This is a genomic window from Bradyrhizobium sp. USDA 327 (assembly GCF_041262065.1).
Taxonomy (GTDB): Bacteria; Pseudomonadota; Alphaproteobacteria; order Rhizobiales; family Xanthobacteraceae; genus Bradyrhizobium; species Bradyrhizobium liaoningense.
Genome location: NZ_JBGCCW010000001.1, coordinates 7,703,543 through 7,726,142 on the forward strand (window position 1 = coordinate 7,703,543; position 22,600 = coordinate 7,726,142).

The 22,600-nt window shown below is 60.2% G+C and carries 22 protein-coding genes; 11 read left to right on the top strand and 11 right to left on the bottom strand.

Annotated features, from left to right (window positions below; translation table 11 throughout):
- Positions 1-24: 24 nt before the first annotated feature.
- From ABIA42_RS36315 to ABIA42_RS36330, 4 genes are all read right to left on the bottom strand, one after another.
- A complete protein-coding gene (locus tag ABIA42_RS36315; protein ID WP_370116246.1) occupies positions 25-513 on the bottom strand; it encodes a hypothetical protein in 489 nt (162 codons plus the stop codon).
- A 65-nt stretch (positions 514-578) separates the two neighbouring features.
- A complete protein-coding gene (locus ABIA42_RS36320) occupies positions 579-1,553 on the bottom strand; it encodes a transporter (protein ID WP_370123732.1) in 975 nt (324 codons plus the stop codon).
- 77 nt (positions 1,554-1,630) lie between these two features.
- Positions 1,631-2,611 (bottom strand): DUF1254 domain-containing protein, encoded by a 981-nt coding sequence (locus tag ABIA42_RS36325; protein ID WP_370123729.1) that lies wholly within the window; start codon positions 2,609-2,611, stop codon positions 1,631-1,633.
- A 73-nt stretch (positions 2,612-2,684) separates the two neighbouring features.
- Entirely contained in the window at positions 2,685-4,100 is a 1,416-nt protein-coding gene (locus ABIA42_RS36330; RefSeq protein WP_370123727.1) for a DUF1254 domain-containing protein, read from the bottom strand.
- A gap of 95 nt (positions 4,101-4,195) precedes the next feature.
- Here ABIA42_RS36330 and ABIA42_RS36335 point away from each other — a divergent pair, with 95 nt between their 5' ends.
- Positions 4,196-4,885 carry a Crp/Fnr family transcriptional regulator gene (locus ABIA42_RS36335; protein WP_271527197.1) on the top strand — a complete coding sequence of 230 codons (690 nt, stop codon included), beginning with the start codon at positions 4,196-4,198 and terminating at the stop codon, positions 4,883-4,885.
- A gap of 254 nt (positions 4,886-5,139) precedes the next feature.
- On the opposite strand, the gene ABIA42_RS36340 is transcribed toward ABIA42_RS36335, so the two are convergent.
- The gene (locus ABIA42_RS36340; RefSeq protein WP_370116244.1) at positions 5,140-6,078 is read right to left on the bottom strand and encodes an acetamidase/formamidase family protein; all 939 of its coding nucleotides are present in this window, start codon (positions 6,076-6,078) and stop codon (positions 5,140-5,142) included.
- A 192-nt stretch (positions 6,079-6,270) separates the two neighbouring features.
- On the opposite strand from ABIA42_RS36340, the gene ABIA42_RS36345 reads away from it, so the two are divergent.
- From ABIA42_RS36345 to ABIA42_RS36365, 5 genes are all read left to right on the top strand, one after another.
- Complete coding sequence (locus tag ABIA42_RS36345) at positions 6,271-6,639, top strand: transposase (RefSeq protein ID WP_319338301.1); 369 nt, start codon at positions 6,271-6,273, stop codon at positions 6,637-6,639.
- A gap of 337 nt (positions 6,640-6,976) precedes the next feature.
- Positions 6,977-8,023 (top strand): ABC transporter substrate-binding protein, encoded by a 1,047-nt coding sequence (locus tag ABIA42_RS36350; RefSeq protein ID WP_370116242.1) that lies wholly within the window; start codon positions 6,977-6,979, stop codon positions 8,021-8,023.
- Positions 8,020-8,847 carry an ABC transporter ATP-binding protein gene (locus tag ABIA42_RS36355; RefSeq protein WP_370116240.1) on the top strand — a complete coding sequence of 276 codons (828 nt, stop codon included), beginning with the start codon at positions 8,020-8,022 and terminating at the stop codon, positions 8,845-8,847. The genes ABIA42_RS36350 and ABIA42_RS36355 overlap by 4 nt, the downstream gene beginning before the upstream one ends.
- A 20-nt stretch (positions 8,848-8,867) precedes the next feature.
- Positions 8,868-9,695, top strand: coding sequence for an ABC transporter permease (locus tag ABIA42_RS36360; RefSeq protein WP_370116238.1), 828 nt, complete (start codon positions 8,868-8,870; stop codon positions 9,693-9,695).
- Positions 9,696-9,737: 42 nt separating this feature from the next.
- The gene (locus ABIA42_RS36365) at positions 9,738-10,661 is read left to right on the top strand and encodes an acetamidase/formamidase family protein (RefSeq protein WP_370116236.1); all 924 of its coding nucleotides are present in this window, start codon (positions 9,738-9,740) and stop codon (positions 10,659-10,661) included.
- 220 nt (positions 10,662-10,881) lie between these two features.
- Here ABIA42_RS36365 and ABIA42_RS36370 read toward each other — a convergent pair whose 3' ends face one another.
- Together ABIA42_RS36370 and ABIA42_RS36375 are read right to left on the bottom strand one after the other, a co-directional pair.
- Positions 10,882-11,481 (bottom strand): hypothetical protein, encoded by a 600-nt coding sequence (locus ABIA42_RS36370; RefSeq protein WP_370116234.1) that lies wholly within the window; start codon positions 11,479-11,481, stop codon positions 10,882-10,884.
- Between the two features lie 197 nt (positions 11,482-11,678).
- Entirely contained in the window at positions 11,679-11,978 is a 300-nt protein-coding gene (locus ABIA42_RS36375; protein ID WP_370116232.1) for a hypothetical protein, read from the bottom strand.
- A 473-nt stretch (positions 11,979-12,451) separates the two neighbouring features.
- On the opposite strand from ABIA42_RS36375, the gene ABIA42_RS36380 reads away from it, so the two are divergent.
- From ABIA42_RS36380 to ABIA42_RS36390, 3 genes are all read left to right on the top strand, one after another.
- Positions 12,452-12,814 (top strand): hypothetical protein, encoded by a 363-nt coding sequence (locus tag ABIA42_RS36380; RefSeq protein WP_370116230.1) that lies wholly within the window; start codon positions 12,452-12,454, stop codon positions 12,812-12,814.
- An 815-nt stretch (positions 12,815-13,629) separates the two neighbouring features.
- The gene (locus tag ABIA42_RS36385) at positions 13,630-16,206 is read left to right on the top strand and encodes an autotransporter outer membrane beta-barrel domain-containing protein (protein WP_370116228.1); all 2,577 of its coding nucleotides are present in this window, start codon (positions 13,630-13,632) and stop codon (positions 16,204-16,206) included.
- A 494-nt stretch (positions 16,207-16,700) separates the two neighbouring features.
- On the top strand, positions 16,701-17,705 hold the full coding sequence (locus ABIA42_RS36390; RefSeq protein WP_370116226.1) for a hypothetical protein: 1,005 nt from the start codon (positions 16,701-16,703) through the stop codon (positions 17,703-17,705).
- A gap of 468 nt (positions 17,706-18,173) precedes the next feature.
- Here ABIA42_RS36390 and ABIA42_RS36395 read toward each other — a convergent pair whose 3' ends face one another.
- Positions 18,174-18,593, bottom strand: a complete 420-nt coding sequence (locus tag ABIA42_RS36395) for a DUF6647 family protein (RefSeq protein WP_271527187.1) — start codon at positions 18,591-18,593, stop codon at positions 18,174-18,176.
- 258 nt (positions 18,594-18,851) lie between these two features.
- A complete protein-coding gene (locus ABIA42_RS36400; RefSeq protein WP_370116224.1) occupies positions 18,852-19,166 on the bottom strand; it encodes a hypothetical protein in 315 nt (104 codons plus the stop codon).
- 323 nt (positions 19,167-19,489) lie between these two features.
- Between ABIA42_RS36400 and ABIA42_RS36405 the strand changes: the two genes are divergently transcribed.
- On the top strand, positions 19,490-20,287 hold the full coding sequence (locus tag ABIA42_RS36405) for a helix-turn-helix transcriptional regulator (RefSeq protein ID WP_271527185.1): 798 nt from the start codon (positions 19,490-19,492) through the stop codon (positions 20,285-20,287).
- Between the two features lie 631 nt (positions 20,288-20,918).
- Complete coding sequence (locus ABIA42_RS36410; protein ID WP_370116222.1) at positions 20,919-21,215, top strand: DUF1127 domain-containing protein; 297 nt, start codon at positions 20,919-20,921, stop codon at positions 21,213-21,215.
- 229 nt (positions 21,216-21,444) lie between these two features.
- Here ABIA42_RS36410 and ABIA42_RS36415 read toward each other — a convergent pair whose 3' ends face one another.
- Together ABIA42_RS36415 and ABIA42_RS36420 are read right to left on the bottom strand one after the other, a co-directional pair.
- A complete protein-coding gene (locus ABIA42_RS36415; protein ID WP_370116220.1) occupies positions 21,445-21,789 on the bottom strand; it encodes a hypothetical protein in 345 nt (114 codons plus the stop codon).
- 36 nt (positions 21,790-21,825) lie between these two features.
- Positions 21,826-22,521: a hypothetical protein gene (locus ABIA42_RS36420; protein WP_025576406.1), complete on the bottom strand. Its 696-nt coding sequence runs from the start codon at positions 22,519-22,521 to the stop codon at positions 21,826-21,828.
- Positions 22,522-22,600: the final 79 nt, after the last annotated feature.

The following is a 22,600-nucleotide window of genomic DNA, read 5'->3' on the forward strand; positions in this document are numbered from 1 at the left end:
GGCAAGAGAATCACGTGGCGCTATTTAGGTACAGACCCTAGTGCTATCTGCGTCCGATCTGGAGATTACAACGAGCCGAAAGGCGGCCCCGGCAGGTGCTTCCAGCCGCGCGCGTGCCTCTCCCTCGACGGTGTTGATCGCGTCCATCTCTATGAAGGACCCGTCGTTGTAACCGATATAGAGATTGAAGAGTTGGCTGTTGCTCTTGAGCATGGCTGCGAGCAACGCGTTGAGCTGAGGGTTGTCCTCAATATCGGCTGAAGCGACCGACGGCAAAGCCCTCAGCGTGGCAAGATTCTCCCGTACGAGCCTCAACTGCGAACCAATGCGATCCGCGGACAATTCGGACACTTTGCCGATGAATTTGCTGGCGGCCGAGTCCGTGGCGGCGGTGATCCGCGCAAAGCTCAGATATACAAGCGTCAGACCGATGGCGAGAACGACAACCACGAACAGCGAAATGATGGAGGCCTTGAATCCGACCTGAATGTTGCCGTTCTTCGAAGATGCCATCGGGTCTCCCTGAGAGGACGATGCGGCCGGGCCACTGATTGAGGTTCAGGATCCTGGCGGCTCGTTCAGTATCTCCGCGCAATGGGCCTTGCCGACGCAGGCTCGGGCGGTGCAGCTGAAATCAGAAACGAGAGCCAGGTATTCCAGCCCTCGGGTCGGTTCTGCGCCGCAAACTCCTTGTAACCCTTCAGATTGATGTAGCCTTGCATGTTGCCGACCGGAAACAGGAAGCCGATCTGCGGGCCGACACCTGCCACACGAGACCGGAAGCCGCCCAATGAAGGCGGCGCGCCGAAATCGTCGGTAAGCTGCTGCAGATAATAGCCGGCGACGCCAACCTGCAATTGCTTGGTGAAGAAGTGAGACGCGCCCCAGTCGAGATGGTAGTCGATCCCATTCTGATACTGGGTCGACGTGTTCTTGAAGTTGTAGGTCGCTCCTGCGACCGCTGAGAATTCATTCCCGGTTTGCGGATTGAAGTAGGTGTACCCCGCCCCGAAATCGATCGCGCCATGGCCGAGGCCGAGGTTGGCAAGCCGGTTCGGATCGTAGTCGCCGACGGGGATGGCTCCTGTTCCGTAAACCATGAGATTGTGCACGCCCATATTCCATTTGAGCGCAATCTGCGGGATCAAATCACCGTAGGATGTGAGTTCCTGGGTCCGGTTCAGGGCGAGCGTGTTGCCGAGAGGGCCCGCCAGAGAAAGCGCAGCGGAAGCCTCATTTCGTCCTGCAATGCCGAGCAGAGTTGCGGATAGCTGGCCGCCAAGGACCGGAGTTGCAAAAACATAAGTCGGGCCAAACAGTCCGAGATCGCCTGTCCCGGCGATGCCGACATCGACTCGACCGCCGCGTGGAAACGCGGCGCCTGCTCCCGAACTGACGTCGGTGTGGTAGTAGACTGTCGCCCATGACCATCCGGGTACACTCGGTGTCGCGGCGAGACTGCCGAAAAAGCCGGGAATCCAGAAGCTGACGCCGCTTTCGTCTGCGAACAAGGGCTCCGGTCGCGCCAGCAAAGCCGCACCCAGGCCAAACATCGACAGGGATATGCTCGCGAGCCGTCGATTGCGCTTCATGCCTTCTTCCATCGAAAGACGGTTGTCGTTGCCGAAATCTACTTGTCGGCCTGGGCTTCCGGGAATTTCCACTTGCCGTTCAGGATCTCCGCCCTCGGCCTGTAAAGCCGGACCATATAGTTCCAGCCCTTCATGATGGGCAGGCAATTGGGATTCTTTCCGTCGCAACCGCCGAATTGCACGGATACCGAATTGTCTTCGTTCTTTCGTGCCGTGATGTTGTTGAGTGAATAGGCGTTGTACTGGTTGGGCTCGAAATAGCCTTCCGCGTTGTACAGGCTTATCGACCAGAACCCGTCAACCGGCACATCCTTTACATTCAGCTTGTAGATTGTTGTGCCGTCGTTCCGGCCAGGGACGACGTTGAGGTAGAGTGCTTCCTTTGGAGGATTTGCCCCCCAGCCAAGGGCTGCGCCGATCACGAAGCGGAGGGGATCAACCTCCCCCTTGCGTCCATACATTCGGCTCGTATCGGGAAGTGTGGTTCCCAGCGCCAGCAATGCATCACGCACCTTCTTCTGGCTTGCTTGATCCCAATCGGGAATCTCGAACTTCCCCGCCTGCTTTTGGGACACCTTGATTGCGTCCTGCAGCGCGTGCACCTCCTTGAGGTCCTGAGGATCGGCCGGATCGACGAGCGTTCGAACGGCGGCCAAAGCGTAGCGTGTGCCAACATCCTTTCGTGTAAGCGTGATGGAGCCGGGCTTGTAGAACACACCAAAGGTGTACTGGTCTTCATCGATCACTTGTAGCGACATGAATCGCTTGCCAGCGTTCGGCAGCGTTATCGTGACGGGCCCGGCATCGAGGTCGAACACGGCGGCCGAATAGAGCGTGTCTCGGTTGAGACGGATGATAGTCTGCTTGTCCAGCGGCGCGGGCGAACGGGTATGGTCGAATTTTCCAAAACCACCGTTCTTCACGACGCCCCCGAAATACAGATCCGATTCCGCGCGGGCAAAGTTCTCGGGCGTTACCAGAGCGGGCTTATGTTCTGCGGGGAATCCGCCTTGCGCCATACCGAACTGCACCGACGTGATCATTACTGCAAAGACAGAAACGCGACCGATCTTCATGCCAATCTCCTTACGCTCAGACAACGCGCTGCAACGGGGGCTGCTTCCATTGACCTTTCAAAGCCTCTGCTTTGGGCCAATATATGCGAAGCGTCGTCCAGAACGGCCCCTTGGGGCAAGGCAGCCAGTTCGACTCGCGATCCGCTCCGGGCGGTTCATTCTGAATGTAGAGTGTGTAACCGCCATCGGGATCGCGCTTGAGGCTATCGAGCATTGTCGAATTGATCAGATAACGGTTGATCTTGTTGGCGTAGAGCAGGCTCGACGGCAGCTCGTACATCGTGAGGGACCAGAAGGCATTGGCTGGCGGCAGTTGTCCTGACTTGAAGCGAAGCACGTAGCGGCTTGCACCGTTGAGCATGCCGCCGTCTGCATCCCGGAAATAAGCCGGGTACATCGCCTCGTCCTTGGTGTTGCCGTAGATGCCCAGCACGGCGGATGCCATCCGGGCCATGTAGTCGTTCTTCAGCATGGCCCGCGTACCGAATCCGTCCGCCGCGGTGCGCTTGCCGGTATCAACCTCCTTCGCCTTGAACTCGGCAAACGCCTTCCAGGCGTCTGCCATTCCGTCCGTCACGGCTTTGCGCATTTCGGGCGATAGACTGCCTGGATCGAAGTTCTTTCCCGCCCCGATGTTCAGCTTCGCAAAGCGAGCCATCAGGGATCTTTCGGACGGATGCGTCGGGCAGAACTGCAGCAGGAAGTTCAACAGAACGAAGAACTCGGGCGAGCTCTTTTGCGCGTCTTGCACGAGTGGTGCTGGAAAATGGGTTGCGGACATTGGGGGCGGAGCCGGTTGCCCCAGGAAGCTGGATAGAGTCTGGACCTTGTAGCCAGCCTGAACTCGTTTGACACCATCGAGGTCGGATGAGTCGAACAGCTGTGTCCGGTAGAGCACCAGATTGAGCTCGGTCTCGGAACGGATGACCGCCTTGATGCCTTTCGGTCTCTCGCCTTGCCATCGTGGGCCGGCCAGCAGGAAACTTCCGGGATCATTGCCCGTGGCGCGGCTTCCTACATAGGCGAAGTTGAAGGTGTAGAGATCTATGAACTGCAGTGAATAATACCGCCTCTTCTCAACGGCGGGCACTGTCAGCACCAGCGGCTCGGCACGCAGGTCTGCGCCGAGCTGAGAGTATGGGGTATCGGAATTGGGTGTCTGGATCGCCTTGTCGTCCGGGGTAAAGACGCGCGCGACGTTGTTGATTGCATTCCACGGCGCCTTGAACTCGGGATCGTCGCGATCGACGAAGTACGACCTCATGATGCGATAGTTTTCCAGCATCGGCACGCCGTAGATTGTCGCTTCCCTGGCTATCACTCGCGCATCGCTCGGTGCAAGGGATGTCGCCGCGGCGGCATTCGTGTTGGCGCTGACGGATATAGCAGCCGTCCCGAGCACAAAGTCGCGACGAGTTAAATGCGTTGTCATCACTCGAACCCCCTCTCCTCCGAGCTGCAGGCACCCTTGAGTTTAACGACCTCAGAATGCAAGATTGTCCGAAATCGGACAAAGGGTGAGAGCTTGTGAAAAAAATATCTAAGGTTGAGTCCGAGAAGATCGCAGGCTCGTCAGGCTGGCTCACCCGGGTGCCAAGCAAGTTTCGGGCGGACGTGCTGGATCATTCGGTATTGATTCAATTGAAAAAGGGAGAGGTGCTGTTTCACGTTGGCGATCCGCCCGGTGGAATTTACGGGCTCGTGGCTGGCACCATTAGCGTCAGTCTGGCGCCCCTCGATCACGCACCGCGCTTGATGCTGCTCGGTATACCTGGCCACTGGACGGGAGAGGCTTGTTTTCTAACAAGGAAGCCACGACGAGGAGAGGTGAGAGCTGCCCTTGATACGACGCTGTTGCACGTGCCGCTCGATGCGCTCGACCGAATGGCGGCGAAAGACCCCACGGTCTCGCACCACATCGCGCAAATCCTGATGATGAGCGTCGAAACTTTGCTCGAGGTCGTGCATGACTTGCAGAAGCCCCAGGCAGATCGTCGCATCGCCTCGGTCTTGCAGCGGACGATAAGAATTGGTGAAGTCCCTCTGCCCTTGACTCAAAGCGAGCTGGGCATCATGGCCAATGCATCACGCAAACAGGTGAATGCCGCATTGAAGCAATTCAGGGACGCTGGCTGGCTCACGCACACCTATCGCTCGATTATAGTAAGTGACGTCAATGCGCTTCGCCGATATGCCGAAGCGGAGACGAATGACTGAGATTCGCGGCTTGCGGCTGACTTCCGCACTGCCTTGGAAACCCGACATTTATCAGCACAGCGAACCGGGATAGGAAGGCACTTTGAGCGCGGTGCGGGCAAGGCAAAGCCTGCTGCGGTTATTTCGCAGATGTTGCTGGGCTGCCAGGTGAGCAGGCGATCGGAAACGCCATCTCCTGCTGACCGTGCCGCGCCGGGCGGACCGATGAGGCCCGTACGCGAGAAGGAGATTGCGACGTCTTTCGGGCGGGCTCGCTAAAGAAGCGCCTTCGGCAACAACATGTGGATGCCCTTGTTGCCGTCGACAAGTTGCGTGACACGCAGATTTCCGGCGAGCGAACACAACATGTAGGCCTCGTTGCGTGTGCGGTTGGTCCGGGCGCAGACGTGCTTGACCATTTCCCGAACAGCCTGCTTGGCGGCGTCGTCGAGGTCCTCATCGAGGCCGATCGACATGAGGTGCGTGGCGCTCTCCGCAAAAGGCCATTTGATATCCATGTCCTTGCGTACGGTCAGACGGAAGGTTCCGGTGACGCCGGTCTCGAGCGCGGTGATGCAGACTTCGCCGTCGCCCTGCACGCCGTGGCCGTCGCCGGCGAAGAACAACGCTCCCTCGTTGAACACCGGGAGATACAACGTCGTGCCGGCTCGAAGCTCCTTGTTGTCCATGTTGCCGCCGAACGCGCGCGGAACGGGCGACCCGCAGCGGCCCCAGTTTGGTGGCGGCGCCGTCGCAATGATGCCGAAGAACGGGTCGAGCGGGATTTCCGTGCCCCATGGCATGATGCAGACCTCGCGCTTGCGGTCGATCACCGGGTGGATCGTCTCGTAGTCGGTGAACTCGTCCGGCAGCGTTCCAAGCAGCGGCAGGATCGAGACGAAACCCCAATCCTGGCGAACTTTCACGTTGAGGATGTCGACCTGGAGCGTGTCGCCGATATTGGCGCCCCGTACGTAGACAGGTCCGGTAATGAAGTGAGGCCCTGGCCCAGGCTGCATGGTCTCGAGGGCAAGCCGATAGTCTTCCGGAACCAGCGAGAGGTCGTCTGGAAGCGTCTCCTTCCCTCCCGCCGGGAAGCTATGCAGCGTCACGCTGTCGCCGGAGTTGATTTCCAGCACAGGTGGTGTGTTGCAGTCCAGATACCCCCAAACCATGTTTTCGGGCGTGCTGGGTATTTCGTGGCGGCGCTGCATTGGACAACTCCAGGCGTAGCGTTTCAGGACACTCTTTTGTTCAAGGTCGGCGCCGGATCGCCACGGTGCGACCGGCAAAATCGCCCTTGGATGTTCTAGGCGGCGGCGATCCTTCGGCTATACTTGACCTCAGGCCCAGCGCGGCGCACGGCGGTTAAGCGCCGTGCAAATGGCGGGCCGATGGAGAGATCGATGAGGCGATCCCGGTTTACCGAGAATGAGATCATTCATCTCCTCGCCGAGGCGAGTTCCGGGGTGCCGATTGCAGAAATATGCAAGGCCGCCGGCATTACCGAGCGCACGTTCTACCGCTGGCGTCGTAGCCTCGGCGGGCTCGACGTCCACGCGGTTCAACAGATGAACGAGTTGAAATCGGAGAATCTGCGTTTGCGCGGGCTCGTGAGCAATCTGTTCGAATTGCTGCGCAACACGGACACCGAAAAGAGACAGGGCGTGACCGCAGTCGCGCCGCGAGAAGGCACCCGCGCCAGCCGGATTGCGGCCGAGAAGTGCGGCGGCGCGCTGACTGGCCGCTTCTCCTCGGTGCGTGTCAATCCGTAACGCGCACGACAGCGCGGCCCAGCGTACACGACAGCTTGCAGGCGAAGCGGTGCTTGACGAGTTCCCGTGCTGCCTTCTGCAAAATCTTTGTGCAGCGATAATGTCAAAAATGACGAAATCGACGACAGTCGGATGTTGATTTCGGCAGCGCGATTGCGCAACGGGCAATAAAACAGCATTGCCAGGTCAGCCGCTTCCTCTCTGTGTCAATCGCGCGACATATTCTAATGGCGGTTTAAATCGCGCGCAAAATGCGTCGCTTATTTCGGCTTGATGAGCGGAGGTCGACACCTAGTCTTTGGGGCTGCCTGTCAGCAGTTCTGGAGAAATTCGTGCCATGACCGAAAATGCTCGTCCTCCGGCCACGCCGAGTGGTCGTGTGCTCAGCCGCCGCAGTTTCCTTGCCGCCTCATCCGCGCTCGCTGCCGGTGTCGGCGCCACACCGCTGCTCGGATCCCGCGTCGCGTCCGCGGCCACGCTCAAGACCGTTCGCTTCAGCGAGGCCGTGCACAATCTGGGTTACATCAATCTCTACGTCGGCATGCATGCCGGCATCTTCAAGAAGAACGGTCTCGACATGAAGGTGAGCGCCGCCGGCGGTGACACCCAGACCTTCGCGGCCGTGCTTGGCGGTTCCGCAGATTTCGCGATCGGCGATGCGACGATGGCGCAGATCTCGCGCGAGAACGGCGGCCCCGGCGTCGTCGTGGGGACGGTCGTGCAGCGCGCGCACTATTTCGGCGTCTCCAAGACGCTCAAGCCGATCACCGATCCGAAGGAGTTCAAGGGTCTCAAGATCGTCACCTCGCCGGAGCCCAACACCAATTTCAGCGTCACGAAGCGGATGCTGGAAAAAGCCGGCCTGAAACTGGGCGCGGACGCGACGATCGTCCCGGTCAATCCCGGCACCGAGATCGCGGCGATGCTGGCGGGGCAGGCGGACATGGCGGTCGCGTATCAGCCGAGCGTCGCCGCCGCCGAGGCGCAGGGCGCAAAAGTCGTGTTCGACTTTTCGAACTATGTCGGGCCGTTCTGCAACACCGGAATCATGGTGCTGCCCTCGACCATCCAGAAGGATCCCGAGATGGTGCAGGCGCTCGTAACCTCCTTCGAGGAAGCGTCGCGCAAGACCTACGCCGATCCCGCCTTTGCCAAAGAGGTCGCACGGAAGGAATTCCCCGATCTACCCGGGGAGGTCGTCGACAAGGCGATCGACGCCGAGCTCAAATACCTCATTCCGGCGCAGTCCGTCATCACCAAGCCGGACCAGTGGAAGAACCTGATGGACATGCAGATCTACCTCGGCAACGCCAAGGGATCGATCCCGTTCGAGCAGATCATCGATAATTCCTTTGCCGAAAAGGCGATTGCCAGCCTGAAATGATTGTTGAGGCCGCCAAAGACACGAGGCATGGCGAGGGCGAGGCCGTCAACGGCGCTGCCCTCCCGCTGATGGTCGAGCACGTCGCCAAAGGCTACGACCTCGATGGTCGGATCGTGCCCGTCATCGCCGACCTCAGTCTCACCCTGCGCAAGGGAGAGATCGTCAGCATCGTCGGACCGTCCGGCTGCGGCAAGACCACGCTGCTCAATACGCTGTGCGGTCTGCTGGCACCTGATGCTGGCCGCATCCGTTGGCATGGCCGGCAAGTGTCCGGTCAGCCGCAGAACGTCGGTTACATGCTGCAAAAGGACCTGCTGCTGCCGTGGCGGACTGCGCTCGGCAACACCATGCTCGGCCTGGAGATTCGCGGCGTGGCCGCCGCTGAAGCGGAAGACCGCAGCCGGGCCATGCTCGATCAGCTTGGACTGCACGGGTTCGCAGATCATTACCCCTCGACGCTGTCTGGCGGCATGCGGCAGCGCGTGGCGCTGGCCCGGACCCTTGTCAACGACCCGGACGTGCTGCTGCTCGATGAGCCATTCGCCGCACTCGACTTCCAGACCAAGCTGTTGATCGAGAACGACATGGTGGACCTGGTGCGAAAGGGCGGCCGCTCGATGCTGCTCATCACCCATGATGTCGAGGAAGCGGTTTCGCTGGCGGATCGCGTCGTCGTGCTGACGCGGCGGCCGACCCGGGTGAAGGCGACCTACCACATCGAGTTCGGTGTTGGCCGATCCGACGTGATCTCGCTGCGCGAGCGACCGGACTTCAGCCAATATGTTCGGCGCATCTGGGCCGATCTCGACGTCGCGATCCAATGACGACAGGTATCGAGACCAGCATGGCTGATGCGTCGAAGCCCATCGGAAGCGCTTCCGCGCAGTTGGCCCGCGCAAGGTGGAAGAGACTGCGCGACGGCATCGCGGTGCTGGCGACTCAAGTGCTCGTCCTGGCCGCTCTGCTCGCATTCTGGGAGTACGTAACGCCGAAGGGCAGCCCTGCGGCTTTCATGTTCGGATCTCCGTCGGCGATCGCCGGCTTTCTGGTGCAGATGGCGAAGGACGGGAGCCTGTGGCGCGATGCGGCAATCACAGGCATGGAGACATTGCTCGGGTTCTTCCTGGGCAATCTGGTCGGCACCTTGATCGGCCTCTCGCTCTGGTATTCGCGATTCGTCTCCCGCGTCGTCCAGCCGTTCGTCATCGCGCTCGGATCGATCCCCATCATCGCGCTCGCACCCATCGTGATCATCTGGTTCGGCACCGGACTGATCTCGAAGGTCGCAATGTCGACCCTGTCGGTGGTGATCGTCGCGCTGGTGACGTCCTACAAGGGAGCGATCGGCGTCGATGGCGACCAGATCAACCTCATGCGAACGCTGGGCGCCTCGAAGTTTCAGATCTTCCGGAAGCTCGTGGTTCCGGCATCGCTCACCGACATCTTCGCGGGACTGAAGCTCACGGTCGGCTTCGCGCTGATCGGCGCAATCGTCGGCGAGTTCATGTCGTCGTCGGAAGGGTTGGGACACGCGATCTTCAAGGCCGGGTCGCTTTACATCATTCCCAAGGTCTTCGCGGCGCTCGTCGTGACGATCGTGCTGGCGCTCGTCCTGACGTATCTCGTCGGCAAGATCGAACGGCTGCTGATCCCGTGGCGGCGGCAGGCCTGACTTCAAGCCATCATCACATACGGAAAGGCTCACGGAGAGACCATGTCCAAGCGCATCAGCAAGGCCGGCAACATCAAATACGCGCTATCCGGCGACGACAAGTTCATCGCCAGCGTGGAACCCGGTGAAACGTTCGTGGTCGAATGCGCCATCAACGCCAATGACGGCACCATCCGCCATCTCGGACAGCAACTGACCGAGGCTGACGTGACGATGCCCTTCGTGAACGGCGCCACTGGTCCGATCGAGGTGCGTGGAGCAAAGCCAGGTGACATGTTGCGCCTCGACGTCGTGGATATGCAGCTCGACAAGCTCGGCTTTACCGCGCTCTGGCCGGGGATCGGCATGTTCCCGGATTGGGTCAGGCGCAAGGAGTTCGGCATCCAGACACGCGTCGTCGAAGTCAAGGAAGGCCACGTGCACTGGAACCAGCATCTCCGCCTTCCGGTCAAACCGATGATTGGCGTGGCCGGCGTCGCGCCGGTGCACGGGGCGGTCCTCACCGTCGACAACGGCCCGCATGGCGGCAACCTGGACGTCCAGGAGATCACCGCGGGCAACAGCATCTTCTTCCGCGTCAACAAGGATGGCGCGCATCTTTTCCTGGGCGATTGCCATGCCATCCAGGGCGACGGCGAATGCAACGGAATGGGTGCGATCGAGATCGCTGCCAATCTCACGGTCAAGGTCTCCCTCGCGAAGGCCCCCGCCCGACTGAACCATCCGCGCATCGAGACGGCCACTCACATCTGCACGCTGGGATGCGCGCGCCCGCTGGAGGACGCGATGCGCATCGCGTTCGAGGAAATGGTCTACTGGATGGAGGACGACTGGAAGATTCCGGCTGCGGAGGGATACATGCTGCTCGGCCAGATTGCGGAAGCCCGCTGCACGCAGGTGGTCAATCCGAAGTACACCTACATTTGCAAGGTCGAAAGAAGCGTGCTCGAGCGGTACTACGGCTGAGCGGTCGTCAGCCGGTGTGCGCACCAGTGACTGACGTTCTGAATCGGCCCCAACAACTGCCAGGGTCAACCTGGAAGACCGAAACAAATCTTGCCTTGAATGCCGACTGCGAGCGGACATGGAGTTCGATCGCTGAGGGCCGGCCGAAGTGCGGAAATATGCCACCGGTGGCACACTGCGGCCGGCTTGAAAGGCATCCGGCGCTGCCGGCGCATCGTGTTCAGGGCGGCGGGAGTGCTGCCGCCTTCGCAAGTTCGTCAGCGGGCACGGATCTGTTGGACCGTACGAATACAATGCGGGAGATTGCTGCTATTTCTGCGTCAGGTCGGCCATCTTGACCAATGAGGATAAGTCCGGCCCCGCCATTGGCTACATTTAGAATGACTGGCTCGCCGCTCCACGTCTTGATTGGCTCCATTCCGATGATGAGAAATTCACCCATGGGTTGGTCCAGATACTGAAGCCTCAGTTGTGGACCGACCTCCGCAGCCGCAAGTTCAAAACCGAATAGCTGGGCGCGCTCATAGATCGCAGCCAGAGTTACAACATCGGTTCTGAAGCCGAGTTCGACCGCCGATACAGCGACGAGCTCCACGTCTGTTTTCGTAGAACCAACGACAAAGGCCGGTCGAGCGAGAATTTCCGCAGCGAGCCCTCCGACGCCGCAGCCTTTCTTGTCCAGCGCGCTACGGAGAGCGAACGAGTCTGCAAAAGTCCCCAGCGCAACCGTTTTCCACGTTGGGACATCGGTGGCGGATCTGACCGGCACCTGCGGCACGCCAGTCGAAGGAGCTTTCTTGAGCGTCAAATGGTTCTGCAAGACATCTCGTGCAGTGCATTGCGCCCGAGCTTCACTCGGGAGTTGGAATATGCACACCGCGCAGAGCATCGCGCAGACAAGACGGCGGCTGCGATGCCCCCTTGTCGAACGATCATGTCGTACGCGGCAATCAACTTTCTGATGAAAAACTAAGCCCATGGCAGCCTCTCTTGTGCAAGGCGCGCGCTTATCGACGATCAGAAAACTGCGTCAGTATCGTTCCGCCAGAACGGCTTCGGCCAACAACGACCACCAACCGTAGGGCAGGCTTCGGTTGAAAACGCGATGTCGGTCACATCATGGCCCCGGGGGATGAAGCAACGGATCTCGATCCGCAGCGCCTCGCCGAGCGTCCAATCGTGCAGGCTGCCACTTTCTGGGCTCTCGAACCAGGTATTGAGTTCGGGGCGGCTCTGATCATGCGCGTGCGCCGCGAAGGACCATGCCAGCAGTACGATTTCCGCCCTGATGGCGGCCATCAGAATTATCTTCGTCACTGCAATCTCCTCAAGCAAACAAAGAGATTTGCGCCGCGACTTCCGCAATCAGAGTAATCGAACCACCGGCGGCCCTGATATGAACCGCTTCACATGACGCGCCAACTCCAGACCAGCTGCTCCTGGAGTCTTCGGCTGCTGCTATGTCTGCGATGCGGAAACCAAGGTTCAATCATCAGCGACATTGTATCGCTGTCCTGATTCCCCGCGGCGAACGCATTCAAGGTACGTCGGGCATTGTTACCTTGTGCCCTCCGTTCTCCCCACTGACTCGGAGGTGGGTCTCTTTGAGCCCGGTGCCTGGTTCGCCAGAGTAACTGTCCTAATTTTGAAGCCCCTGGCATCCGCAAAGCAGACATCGGAAGGTCCGTTGGGGGACACATTAGGAAAAGCTCAACGCGAGCAATTCCGGTCCGCTAGACCCCGTGAGGCGAACCTCAAGGGGGCGAACCGCTGCTTGGCCGAGGCGCTCTTTGATTCATCACGGCGTCAAGAGCAGCATTGAAATCAAGACGGTAGAGAAGACGAACAGCCCAACAATAGCGATCTGGAATACTCGCTCGGCGGTCATTGCGCTCCCTCCGCAAATCGACCGTGGCGGCTTACTCCTGGTTGGGATGCAGCTCGCGCTTCTGGGCCTCGTACTGCCCAATCAAGATGGCAATTCCGTCCAGGGCGAGTTGGTGGGTGGTATGCGTCGAGAGTGCTTTGCAGTGCATTATCTTCTCATTCAGCTGAGCGCATTTTTCGCACTGAAACGCTCCCATTCCGTGAAAGGCGGGAGCGCAAACTCGTCTCTCTGCCACCGGCGCCCGGTGCAACTGTCGGTGATCTGAAACAACAGGAGAGGCCTTGCATTCGTTCCTAAGTCGGCAATCTCAAGCCGGGAGATGTCAGCCACTCTGTCATGTGAGCACCGATTTCGTCCTGCTGGGCCTTCCGTAACAAGGCGTCTCGTTTTGGTCCCGGCGGCAATGTCTCGGCTTGCTCACGTAGACTTTTGGCTTCCTCGGCTAGCCGTGTTTCGAGGGGGAGGGCTTGCTTGAAACGACGACGCTTCATGACACACCTCGTGCTTACGGGTCCTAATCCGCAGGGTTCAGCACTTCCGATCCTACTACGCATTCGACTGGCCGTCAGTTCCCTGGTCGACAGTATGAACAAAGGGCTGCCCCCAAAGGGTGATCGAGGTTCAGTGTTAGCGAACGGCAGCGCGGAAAGTGGCTGCGACCCTGGATCTTCTTGCCACTGCAATTGCTGTCACCGGCCGTCGTAACGCCGCCTCTCGACAGCGACGATGTCAACGTTGGGTCGGAGACCTGGTCTCGAAAGATCTCGTTAAGCGTCTTTGGTTGCGCAAAGGGCACACTCCGGGTCCTTTCTTGAAGGGTCACGTTTCGGTTCTTGTCTGCTTGTTTCTCTTCGCCTAACGTTGTGGTTGTCTTTTCTGGATCGCAAAAGAAATCCGCATCCTCGAATGGTGTGAAGCCGACTGGAATAGCGAATGCGCGAATGCATCCGGCCCGCGACGATCCGACGACAACGAAATGACGTGTCCCAGAGCAGTCCGAACCGGGTTCGGCCGTCTCCATTCAGCAACATCCGGACGCGCCTGCTTCACTTAATCCTGACAACTGTCCCGGCGTTCGTGTTGACGGCCCTGACCGGCGCTTCGGTCTCGGCACAGACATGGACGGGAACCGCGAGCAGCGATTGGACGGTCGGGAGCAACTGGTCTGGTGGCGCGGTGCCAATCGCGGGCAACGTCGTCAACATCAACACGACATCGCCCAATCCGACCATCCTCGGCGTAGGCGGTGCCGCTGCTGGCGCGACAGGTCAACTGACCGTCGGCAATACGACCGGATCATTCGGCAACCTGACAATTCAGAACGGCAGCACGCTGACGAGCAGCGCCGCGACAATTGCGATTGGAGTCGCAGGCGGAAGCAACGGCACCGTCACCGTCAGCGGGGCCGGATCACAATGGACGACATCCGGCACTCAGATCGAAATCGGCGCCAGTGGCAATGGGACACTCAACATTCAGAACGGCGCCAGGGTCGTCGCCCAAGCAGGGGTTCTCCTCGGAAGCTTCGCCAGCGGCACGGGCACGCTCAATATCGGCGGTGGCAGCACGCTCGAGACGACCACCCTGTCTCGCCCCGGTACGGGAGGAACTGGCCAGATCAATTTCGACAATGCCATCCTGCGCGCCCGGATAAACAGCGTCGCCTTCATCTCCGGATTTTCGACGGGAAATCTCAATATCGCCGCGGGCGGCCTGACCGTCGACACCCAGGCCTTCACTGTGAGCGCGAACAACGGCTTTTCCGGCGTGGGCGGATTGACCAAGACTGGCGCGGGCACCTTCAATCTGCGCGCATCCAATACCTATGTCGGTGCTACGGTGATCACGTCCGGCACGCTTGCCCTTGCTTCTAATGGCTCGATAGCCGCGTCAAGCCGGGTCGTCGCAAACGGAACTTTCAACATCTCGGGCATCGCTGCTGCCGGCACCAACATTCAAAGCCTCGCAGGAACCGGGACTGTCGCGCTCGGCGTGAAGAATCTGACGATCACCAACGCGAACGATGTGTTCGCCGGCGTGATCGGTGGCACGGGCGGGCTGACGCTCACTGGCGGCACCCAGACGCTGGCGGGCGGCAATACCTACAACGGTGCGACCAATGTAAACGCCGGAACCCTCCGCGCCGGGGCCGCAAACACGCTCAGCGCGGCCTCGGCCTTTACGGTCGCCTCCGGCGGCATGCTCGACCTCGCCGGCTTCAACCAAACGGTCGCCTCGCTTGGCAATGCCGGCGTTGTTGCCCTCGGCGGCGCGCCCGGAACGATGCTCACCGTGACCGGCAATTACGTGGGCAACGGCGGCACCGTGCAGCTCAACACCCGGCTCGGCGGCGACAGTTCTCCGACTGACCTGTTGCGGGTGCAGGGAAGCACGTCGGGCACATCGTTGCTGCGCGTCACCAATGTCGGCGGCTTCGGTGCGCAGACCGTCGAGGGCATCAAGGTGGTCGACGTCGTCGGCGCGTCCAACGGCAGCTTCTCGCTTCTCGGCAATTACGTGTTTCACGGCGAGCAGGCGGTGGTCGGCGGCGCCTATGCCTACACGTTGCAGAAGAACGGCATCGCCAGTCCCGGTGACGGCGACTGGTATCTGCGCTCGAGCCTGATCAATCCGCCGGTCTCGGCACCCTCCGGTCCGCTCTATCAGCCGGGCGTTCCGCTCTACGAGAACTACGCGCAGGTGCTGCTCGGCATGAACGATCTGCCGACGCTGCAGCAGCGTGCCGGCAATCGCTATTGGGGTGGCAGCGATGCGATGGCGCGCGCGGGTGTGGTGCCACCGGTGCCAGGTGTGGCGTCGCCGACGCCCACGGCGTTCTGGGGCCGCATCGAGGGCGGGCATTCGGATCTGCAGCCGTCCAACACCACGGGCTCGACCACCAAGGCCGACCAGTTGAAGGTGCAGACGGGCCTCGATGGTCTAGCACTGGAGGACGAGCGAGGGCGGCTGATCGTCGGCCTCACCGCGCAATATGGCCTGACGACCGCCGATGTCGCCTCGTTCTACGGCAATGGCCGTATCCGCGTCGAGGGAACCGGCGTCGGCGCCACGCTGACCTGGTATGGCGACAACGGCTTCTATGTCGACGGTCAGGCGCAGTCGATGTTCTACCGCAGCGATCTGTCTTCCGTGCTGGCTGGCAGCATGACCCACGGCAATGAAGGCGTCGGATACGCTTTCAGCGCCGAAACCGGCAAGCGCATCGGCTTCGGCAACGGCTGGTCGCTGACGCCGCAGGCGCAGCTTTCCTATGCGAAGGTCGCTTTCGACGATTTTGCGGACCGGTTCGGTGCGCCGGTGTCGTTGCGCGATGGCGACAGCCTGCTCGGCCGGGCCGGGCTTGCGCTCGACCATCAGAAGACCTGGAGCGACGGCACGGGCATCGTGCGATCCGACATCTACGGCATCGCAAATCTGCGCTACGAATTCCTCAACGGCACCAAGGTCGATGTCGCGGGCACCGGCTTTGCCAATGCGCAGGATCGGCTGTGGGCCAGCATCGGCGGCGGCGGCACCTACAGCTGGGCCAACGGGCGCTACGCTGTCTTCGGTGAGGTTTCCTACAATGCGAGCCTCAACGACGGGTCGGACAACCGCAACTACAAGGGCACTGGCGGCTTCCGCCTCATCTGGTAAATAGCGCGCTCGCAGCGGAGGCGCGCCGGCGACAAGAGCGGCGCCGCTCAGGCAGCAAGACGTGCCAGCTTCTCCGTAGCGAGCACGCAGGTGCCACACTTTCAAGCCGTGTTGATTTCTGCACTGGGTCAAAGGCTGCCTTGGCCAGGCCGAATTGCACTGTTCGGCTCGCCTCCCGAAAGCTGACCGCTCAGTCTTCTGAGCGAAGCGCAGCCACGGGCCACTTCCAGACATCGCCGACGGTATATAGGATCATCGTCCACCCCGGAGAACAGCAAGTGGCCCGAATAGAAACCTTCGGATGGATCGTAACGACTTTCATAGTCATTATGGCCGCCACTCCACCACGGGCTTTAGCAACACCAGAAGCGTCTGCATGCGGGTACCTCGCTGGTCTAATCGATAAGGCACCGCCTGGGCCGTTGTTCTTGCCCAGCTATCCAACCGTGGAATCGGGGCCTCTCCATGGCGCCGCATACCTTTATGACAATGCGGTGGCCGCCATCGCATTAGTCGGTTGCGGTGAGCGAGACAAAGCACGTCGGATCGGCGCGGCGATTCTCTGGGCCATCGATAACGACCGGACTTGGCACGATGGACGGCTCCGGAACGCTTACGCCGCGGGTGTGGTGGCGAGTGGCTCCGCCAAACTTCCGGGTTGGTGGGACAATACTCAAAACAAGTGGTTAGAAGATCGGTATCAGGTGGGCAGCGACAATGGCAACGTCGCATGGGCAATGTTGGCTTTGCTGTCGATTGACGATGTGAGCGCCAGCTCTCGGTTCCGCGATGGTGCGGCACGGCTTGGCACCTGGGTCGCGCAATGGGCCGACACGCGCGGTACTGGCGGCTTCACGGGCGGTACGTTTGGGCACGAACCGACGCCGGAAGTGCGGACGTGGAAATCGACTGAACATAATACTGACCTCGCCGCCGCGTTTGGCCTTCTTGCGATCCGTACAGGGGATTCGCGCTGGCGTGATAAGGCGACGGCCGCTGAGCACTTCGTAAATACGATGTGGAATCCGGCATGCGCCTGTTTCGCTGCAGGGACCGCTGAAGACGGCGTCACCCACAATCCGATTTTGGCTCTCGATGCTCAGGTCTGGCCTTTAATGGCGCTCCACGGAGCGGTCGAGAAATTTGCATCGGCAATTACGACCGTCGAACAGCGAATGAGTGTCGACGAGGGCTTTTCTTACGGTGAAGACCGAGATGGTGTGTGGACCGAAGGGACGGGCCAAATGGCTCTCTTAATGAAATTGCTCGGCAGGACTGGGAGGGCAAACTCGTTGATCGCCGTAATCGAATCCCAGAGGTCGCCGGATGGTGGGTTCTATGCCACAACTGTCCGCGAGTTACCGACCGGGTTCGTGTTGGACACCGATCCGACCAAGCCACGACTCTATTTCCGATTGTCACATCTTGGCGCAGCTTCGTGGGCTGCCCTCGCGGAACGTGGGTTCAATCCCTTTACGGTGACAAAAGGACTTCCGTAGTTGAGCCGCGGTGCCTCTCGTCTCGGCCTCCCTTTTGGTCTTTTCTGATTTCGATATGTCCGCAAAGGGCCTTGGCCGTGTAAAAACGCAACGCAGAGCAAATTGCAGAGAAAAGTATTCCTTCGAAAGCCCGCTCTGGGAGCATGAGGAGCATACTGAACTGCGGCGCGGCCGTATCCGAGAAGCAGATTCTCTGCCCTTCGGGAGATTTCACGTTTTCACACAGCCAGGGTCAAAACGCGAAGAACTCAACGCGAGTAGATTCGGCCCGGTACGCCCCATTGAACGGACCTCGATGAGGCGTGCTGCCACTTCGCTGACGGGCCACTTGTCGACCGTAACTGCAAACGGGCATCAGCGGTCGCCAAGAAGCCAGTAGCGGACTAGATACCCTTAACAAGCCAGCTGGATAGCCGATAGCATCGGACTACGAGGCGAAGTGATGAGGTCCCTATGCCTATGCGGCGCCTATGATCCGTCACGGCATGCGCTAGCCATGTAGATGCCCAGCTCATTGGTCTTGATGAGCTCGTACGGATTTGTCACTCCTTCTTCCCGCAGCCATTCAATCTGCAACTCGTATGCCTGGCGTTCGTAGGCAGCAATGCAGGGAAGGACGATGTTGTTTGCCCTCTGCACGTGGTGCACCACTTCGTGCACCAGAGTGCTTTTCTGTCGCAGATCATCGGGTCGCCAGCCCTGAGGCAGGTAAATCGCCCCCTCGTCGCGATTGTAGAGCGCCTGCAACTCCAGCCCGCTGTTTTCCGGCGAGCCATGTCGCATTGCCATTTCCGCCGGTGTCACGAAGTGGATCCGCGGATGATCGGGAGCCGACAAGCCGGTCTTGGCAACGATCCATGCGATGTAGATTGCGATCAGGCTATCCAAGGAAACGGCTCCGCAGCGCGGCCTGCTGGTGACGAGGAGTTTTCGAAGTTCCTAATTCCGGTCAGGTTGGCCCCGCGGCGGATTGCCTGGGATGCGCGATCAGATGTTCGTATTGACGCAGGATTCGATCCGCCTGAAGGCGTCGCGAGCTTCGCAGCGCCGACTCGATGGAAGCAAGGAAGCGTCGCCTTGCATTCTCGATTGGAAACGACGCAAGAGTCGGCCGTGCGGACGAAGGCTGCGAAGTGTTTTTCATGATCAGGACGCCAGGGTCGGTTGATGACGTGGAGCGTTGTCAGCGCGATATCTGGAACCATTGGCATCGACGGCTGGCCGCGCGACGGCGGCAGTTGCAGGGGCGCAATCCAGGATCGGCGGGCGCTTCAGCGTGATCGGTTGCCAGAAAAAGCGACACGCCTCAGCATGCGCTTCAAACATGTCGACGCCGATATCGCGTAAAAAATCGGATCTGTCCCTGATATCCGCGCGTAGCTTTGACCGGAAGCAGGCGCGCTCCCACCATGTGAAAGGCAGTCGCGCAATCGGATGGTCGGCGTTGACGCGCTCAATCATGTAAATTTGCAGGAAAACCTCCTGGCGCGGTGTGGTCCGCGATGACGTTTCTGAAAAGAGAACGATTGGAAATTCACCGCTCGATGCTCGCTTTTGCAGCGGAGCGGCGCATGACGGGATGGTGAAAGAGCCGGGAAGCCATTCGGTTCTCGGTTCGCTCTCCGGCGGGCCTCCCAATGTCATTACGGTGGGAGAACCCGCTTCCCGACAACCGTGCCGACTATCGCGCCGATTGATGCGTCTGAGAACTACCTGGAAAGGTGGTTCGTTGTGCTTTATGGATACGCGCGCGGTCGGCGGCCTGCACATGCTTCGGGAATGACATGCATCTCTCCACGGGTCCTGTCGATCCGCAAAACCAAGAAGTCTATGCACTCTGGGATCAGCTGGCCGACTTCTCGGTCGCCGACGGGGACGCCGCGCTGACGCACCTGCTGTCCACACTGCGGACCATGTTGTCGGCACGCAATGTGCTGTGGGGGGCGGTCGTGCGATTGCCTTCGCGCAAGCGGACCGATCCCTTGCTTGGCTGGCGTCCGCGCCTTGTCCGGGTGCTGGACCCGATACCGGCCGTGGCGGCATCCGTGCAGAAGCAGTACGATACGCTCTGGTCCGGCAACGTCGACCTGTCTCAGATTCTGTCCACGTCGGGAGATGAGCCGTTCCGCGTTCGCCTGCTGTTCGAAACGCTGCCGCCGGAATGGTTCGAGGGCGAGCATTATCGTCGTCACTATCTGGATGTCGGATTCGCCGACAGCATTTCAGTGCGCATTGCGCTCAATGAGGACGTGCGAATCCGCCTGTTCGTATTTCGCGATGCGCAGGCACCCCGCTTCTCGGCGCAGGACGGCCAGCTTCTGGGCTTCACGATGCGGGGGTTGAGGTGGTTTCACCGTCAACAACTGCTCAGTCACGGTCTTCTCATAGCCAACGCGGCCCTGACACCCGCCGAGCGCAGGGTATTGCTCTCGCTGCTCGACGGGCAGGCGGAAAAGGAGATTGCGCAGAAGCTTGGCCAAAGTCCGAACACCACGCACTTCCACGTCAAGTCGATCTACGCCAAGTTCGGCGTGCGCAACCGCGCGGCGCTCGCCGCGCTCTGGCTCGGCAAGCTGCGATAATGCAGCGAGCCCGAACGTCAGCCACGGGGTAAAGGCCGCCTTGGATCACGTGTGTTCCTCTTCGGGTCACCTTCAGGACGCAGACCTCCCGGCGCTCTGAGCAGGCGCTGCTCGCCACCCGCGATCCCGTAAAGCGGCTCGAAAGGGTCGCGGACCTCCTACAGGGAAGTGCTTGAGGTCAGCTAAGGGGCAGAATCGGCGGTCTGCCTTTCTGCAAGCTGTTTCCGGTTTGCACCAAGCAGCCGACGCTCGGGCGAGCTTCGAGCTAGGCAGCATCGGGCCAGATTCAGTCTCATGCAGCGCAGCAAATCGCGCCCGATGATCAGCCCGTCGATGCGGCGAGCACGGTCTATTCGGGCAACCCCGCTTTCCTAAGTCCCTCACCGCTTCCTCCGGCGGCCCCGCGATACAGCTCGCGCGCGTCATTGTCGAATACGTACTCCGCGAAGGGATAGCGCAAGATGCGAATCCCATTGGATGAGGGTTCCCGTAACCGGGTAGCGCTTTGGCCTCGCCGACAATCGCGAGAATAAGCCGCCGGTAGAGAAAATGTAAGCTGCCGGTTAAGCGTCCCCGCCAATCTCGCGGCACTCTCGCGTCGGTGGAAAAACACCATCGAGGAGACACCGCAATGACCACGACGCACGGCACTTCGTGGCTGGAACGGACATCCGTATCGACCCGGCATGTCTCCAGTTTCATCTGGAAATGTTGGGATGCCTTTCAGGAGCGCCGCGAGCGCCAAAAGTTGAGCGCCACCTTATCCGACCTAAGCAACCGAGAACTGACGGATATCGGCACCACGCGTGGCGAGATCGACTACGTCGCCTCGCACCGAGGTATTGACCCGCGGGGCATCCGATCCGGCGAATGGCCGCGATATCTGCCAACGGTGGATGGCCAGATTGGGCCTACCGACTCCCGATAGGGGTCAGGAGCGCCGTTTTGCTGCGCCCGAAGTCCCTTCTGATCTTCCTCAGACACCAGACATTGGAATTGGGTTGCGGTAAGCCCAGAAGGGCCATTTCCGGATGCACGCACCGTAACAGTAAGGAGACGAAGCCTCTTGTCTTAACGAACCTGAGCAACCGATCTCAATGCTTGGGACCATCGACCTTGGATCATGCACTGGGTGCATCAGAGGATGGTCCGACGTATCAGGTCATGCTGCCCGGGATGAAACAGCGGACGCGAGGATGTCCATCGATGTAGTGCTTCCAGACCATCGTCCGTCCGGCAAGGTTGGGTTGCTTGATGACGGCGCCATCCGGCACGAGCACCCATTCGTCGTCGATGCGAACGCGATATTGTCCGTGATCGGACTTCCAATTGGGTTCGGAGACGACGTAGGCGTCAGACTCCTCACAGCACTTCCCGAATTCGCTTTGCAGACTCTCGAACCAGGGCTTCAGCGGGGAATTCGCATAGCGCCCATCATCTCGCGCAAATATCGCGGTCGACGGCAGCAGCAGCAGAAAAATTGGAACCGCCATGTGCTTCATCGCTCTGATCGCCAGCATTTCGTCCCCTCGGCCATCTCAGTTTCGAATCAGCGCCGCTGGCGTCGTGGGCAAGGAGCGCAGGAACACGAAGCGGGAGGTCACTGGTATTTCCGCATCGGCGCGACCATCCTGGCCAACGAGGATGAGGCCCGCTCCCCCATTTGCCACGGTCAGGATGACCTCTTCACCAGCCCATGTCCGGATCGGGTTCATCCCGATGACGAGAAACTCACCTACGGGCTGGTCCAGATATTGAAGTCTGAGCTGCGGAGCGATTTCGGGCGGCGCAAGCCGGAAGCCCAGTTGCTGCGCGAGTTCGTAGATTTGCCGCAACGGCACCGTCTCACTCTTGAAGCCCAGGTCGGCCGCGGTCACTGTCAGAAGCGTCACCGCCGTTCTGGTGCCGCTAACGGTAAACGCAGGTCGAGCAAGGGCCTCCGCTGCCGAGTTACCGACGCCACAACCAATCGCACTCAGTGCGGTGAGGACAGCAAACGTATCCGGGAACGTCCCGATGCTTATTGTTTTCCATTCGGCAACATCCGAAACGGACGTTACTGGACCCATGCGTGTTGGGACAAATGGCGTCGCCTTGAGAGTCAACTGCCTCTGCAGCACATCACGCGGCGAGCATTGAGCGTGAGCGCGGTTCGCAGAGGCGAGAACGCAAACGACCCAGACCAAGAGCCTCGCTGCAGCCGCCGCTCCCGTCAGCGCAACCATCCGACTCATGATATCCTCCCTCGTGACGCGGGATCGGCGAGCAGTTCATACTGTTCAGCCGCGCACGAGGATGCACCGAGATCATGGG

What these genes read in the sequence shown, in the direction of transcription:
- ABIA42_RS36315 (WP_370116246.1), bottom strand. Translation starts at nt 513, where the DNA reads ATGGCATCTTCGAAGAACGGCAACATTCAGGTCGGATTCAAGGCCTCC.
- ABIA42_RS36320 (WP_370123732.1), bottom strand. Translation starts at nt 1,553, where the DNA reads ATGTTTGGCCTGGGTGCGGCTTTGCTGGCGCGACCGGAGCCCTTGTTC.
- ABIA42_RS36325 (WP_370123729.1), bottom strand. Translation starts at nt 2,611, where the DNA reads ATGGCGCAAGGCGGATTCCCCGCAGAACATAAGCCCGCTCTGGTAACG.
- ABIA42_RS36330 (WP_370123727.1), bottom strand. Translation starts at nt 4,100, where the DNA reads ATGACAACGCATTTAACTCGTCGCGACTTTGTGCTCGGGACGGCTGCT.
- ABIA42_RS36340 (WP_370116244.1), bottom strand. Translation starts at nt 6,078, where the DNA reads ATGCAGCGCCGCCACGAAATACCCAGCACGCCCGAAAACATGGTTTGG.
- ABIA42_RS36345 (WP_319338301.1), top strand. Translation starts at nt 6,271, where the DNA reads ATGAGGCGATCCCGGTTTACCGAGAATGAGATCATTCATCTCCTCGCC.
- ABIA42_RS36350 (WP_370116242.1), top strand. Translation starts at nt 6,977, where the DNA reads ATGACCGAAAATGCTCGTCCTCCGGCCACGCCGAGTGGTCGTGTGCTC.
- ABIA42_RS36355 (WP_370116240.1), top strand. Translation starts at nt 8,020, where the DNA reads ATGATTGTTGAGGCCGCCAAAGACACGAGGCATGGCGAGGGCGAGGCC.
- ABIA42_RS36360 (WP_370116238.1), top strand. Translation starts at nt 8,868, where the DNA reads ATGGCTGATGCGTCGAAGCCCATCGGAAGCGCTTCCGCGCAGTTGGCC.
- ABIA42_RS36365 (WP_370116236.1), top strand. Translation starts at nt 9,738, where the DNA reads ATGTCCAAGCGCATCAGCAAGGCCGGCAACATCAAATACGCGCTATCC.
- ABIA42_RS36400 (WP_370116224.1), bottom strand. Translation starts at nt 19,166, where the DNA reads ATGATTGAGCGCGTCAACGCCGACCATCCGATTGCGCGACTGCCTTTC.
- ABIA42_RS36405 (WP_271527185.1), top strand. Translation starts at nt 19,490, where the DNA reads ATGCATCTCTCCACGGGTCCTGTCGATCCGCAAAACCAAGAAGTCTAT.
- ABIA42_RS36410 (WP_370116222.1), top strand. Translation starts at nt 20,919, where the DNA reads ATGACCACGACGCACGGCACTTCGTGGCTGGAACGGACATCCGTATCG.
- ABIA42_RS36415 (WP_370116220.1), bottom strand. Translation starts at nt 21,789, where the DNA reads ATGAAGCACATGGCGGTTCCAATTTTTCTGCTGCTGCTGCCGTCGACC.
- ABIA42_RS36420 (WP_025576406.1), bottom strand. Translation starts at nt 22,521, where the DNA reads ATGAGTCGGATGGTTGCGCTGACGGGAGCGGCGGCTGCAGCGAGGCTC.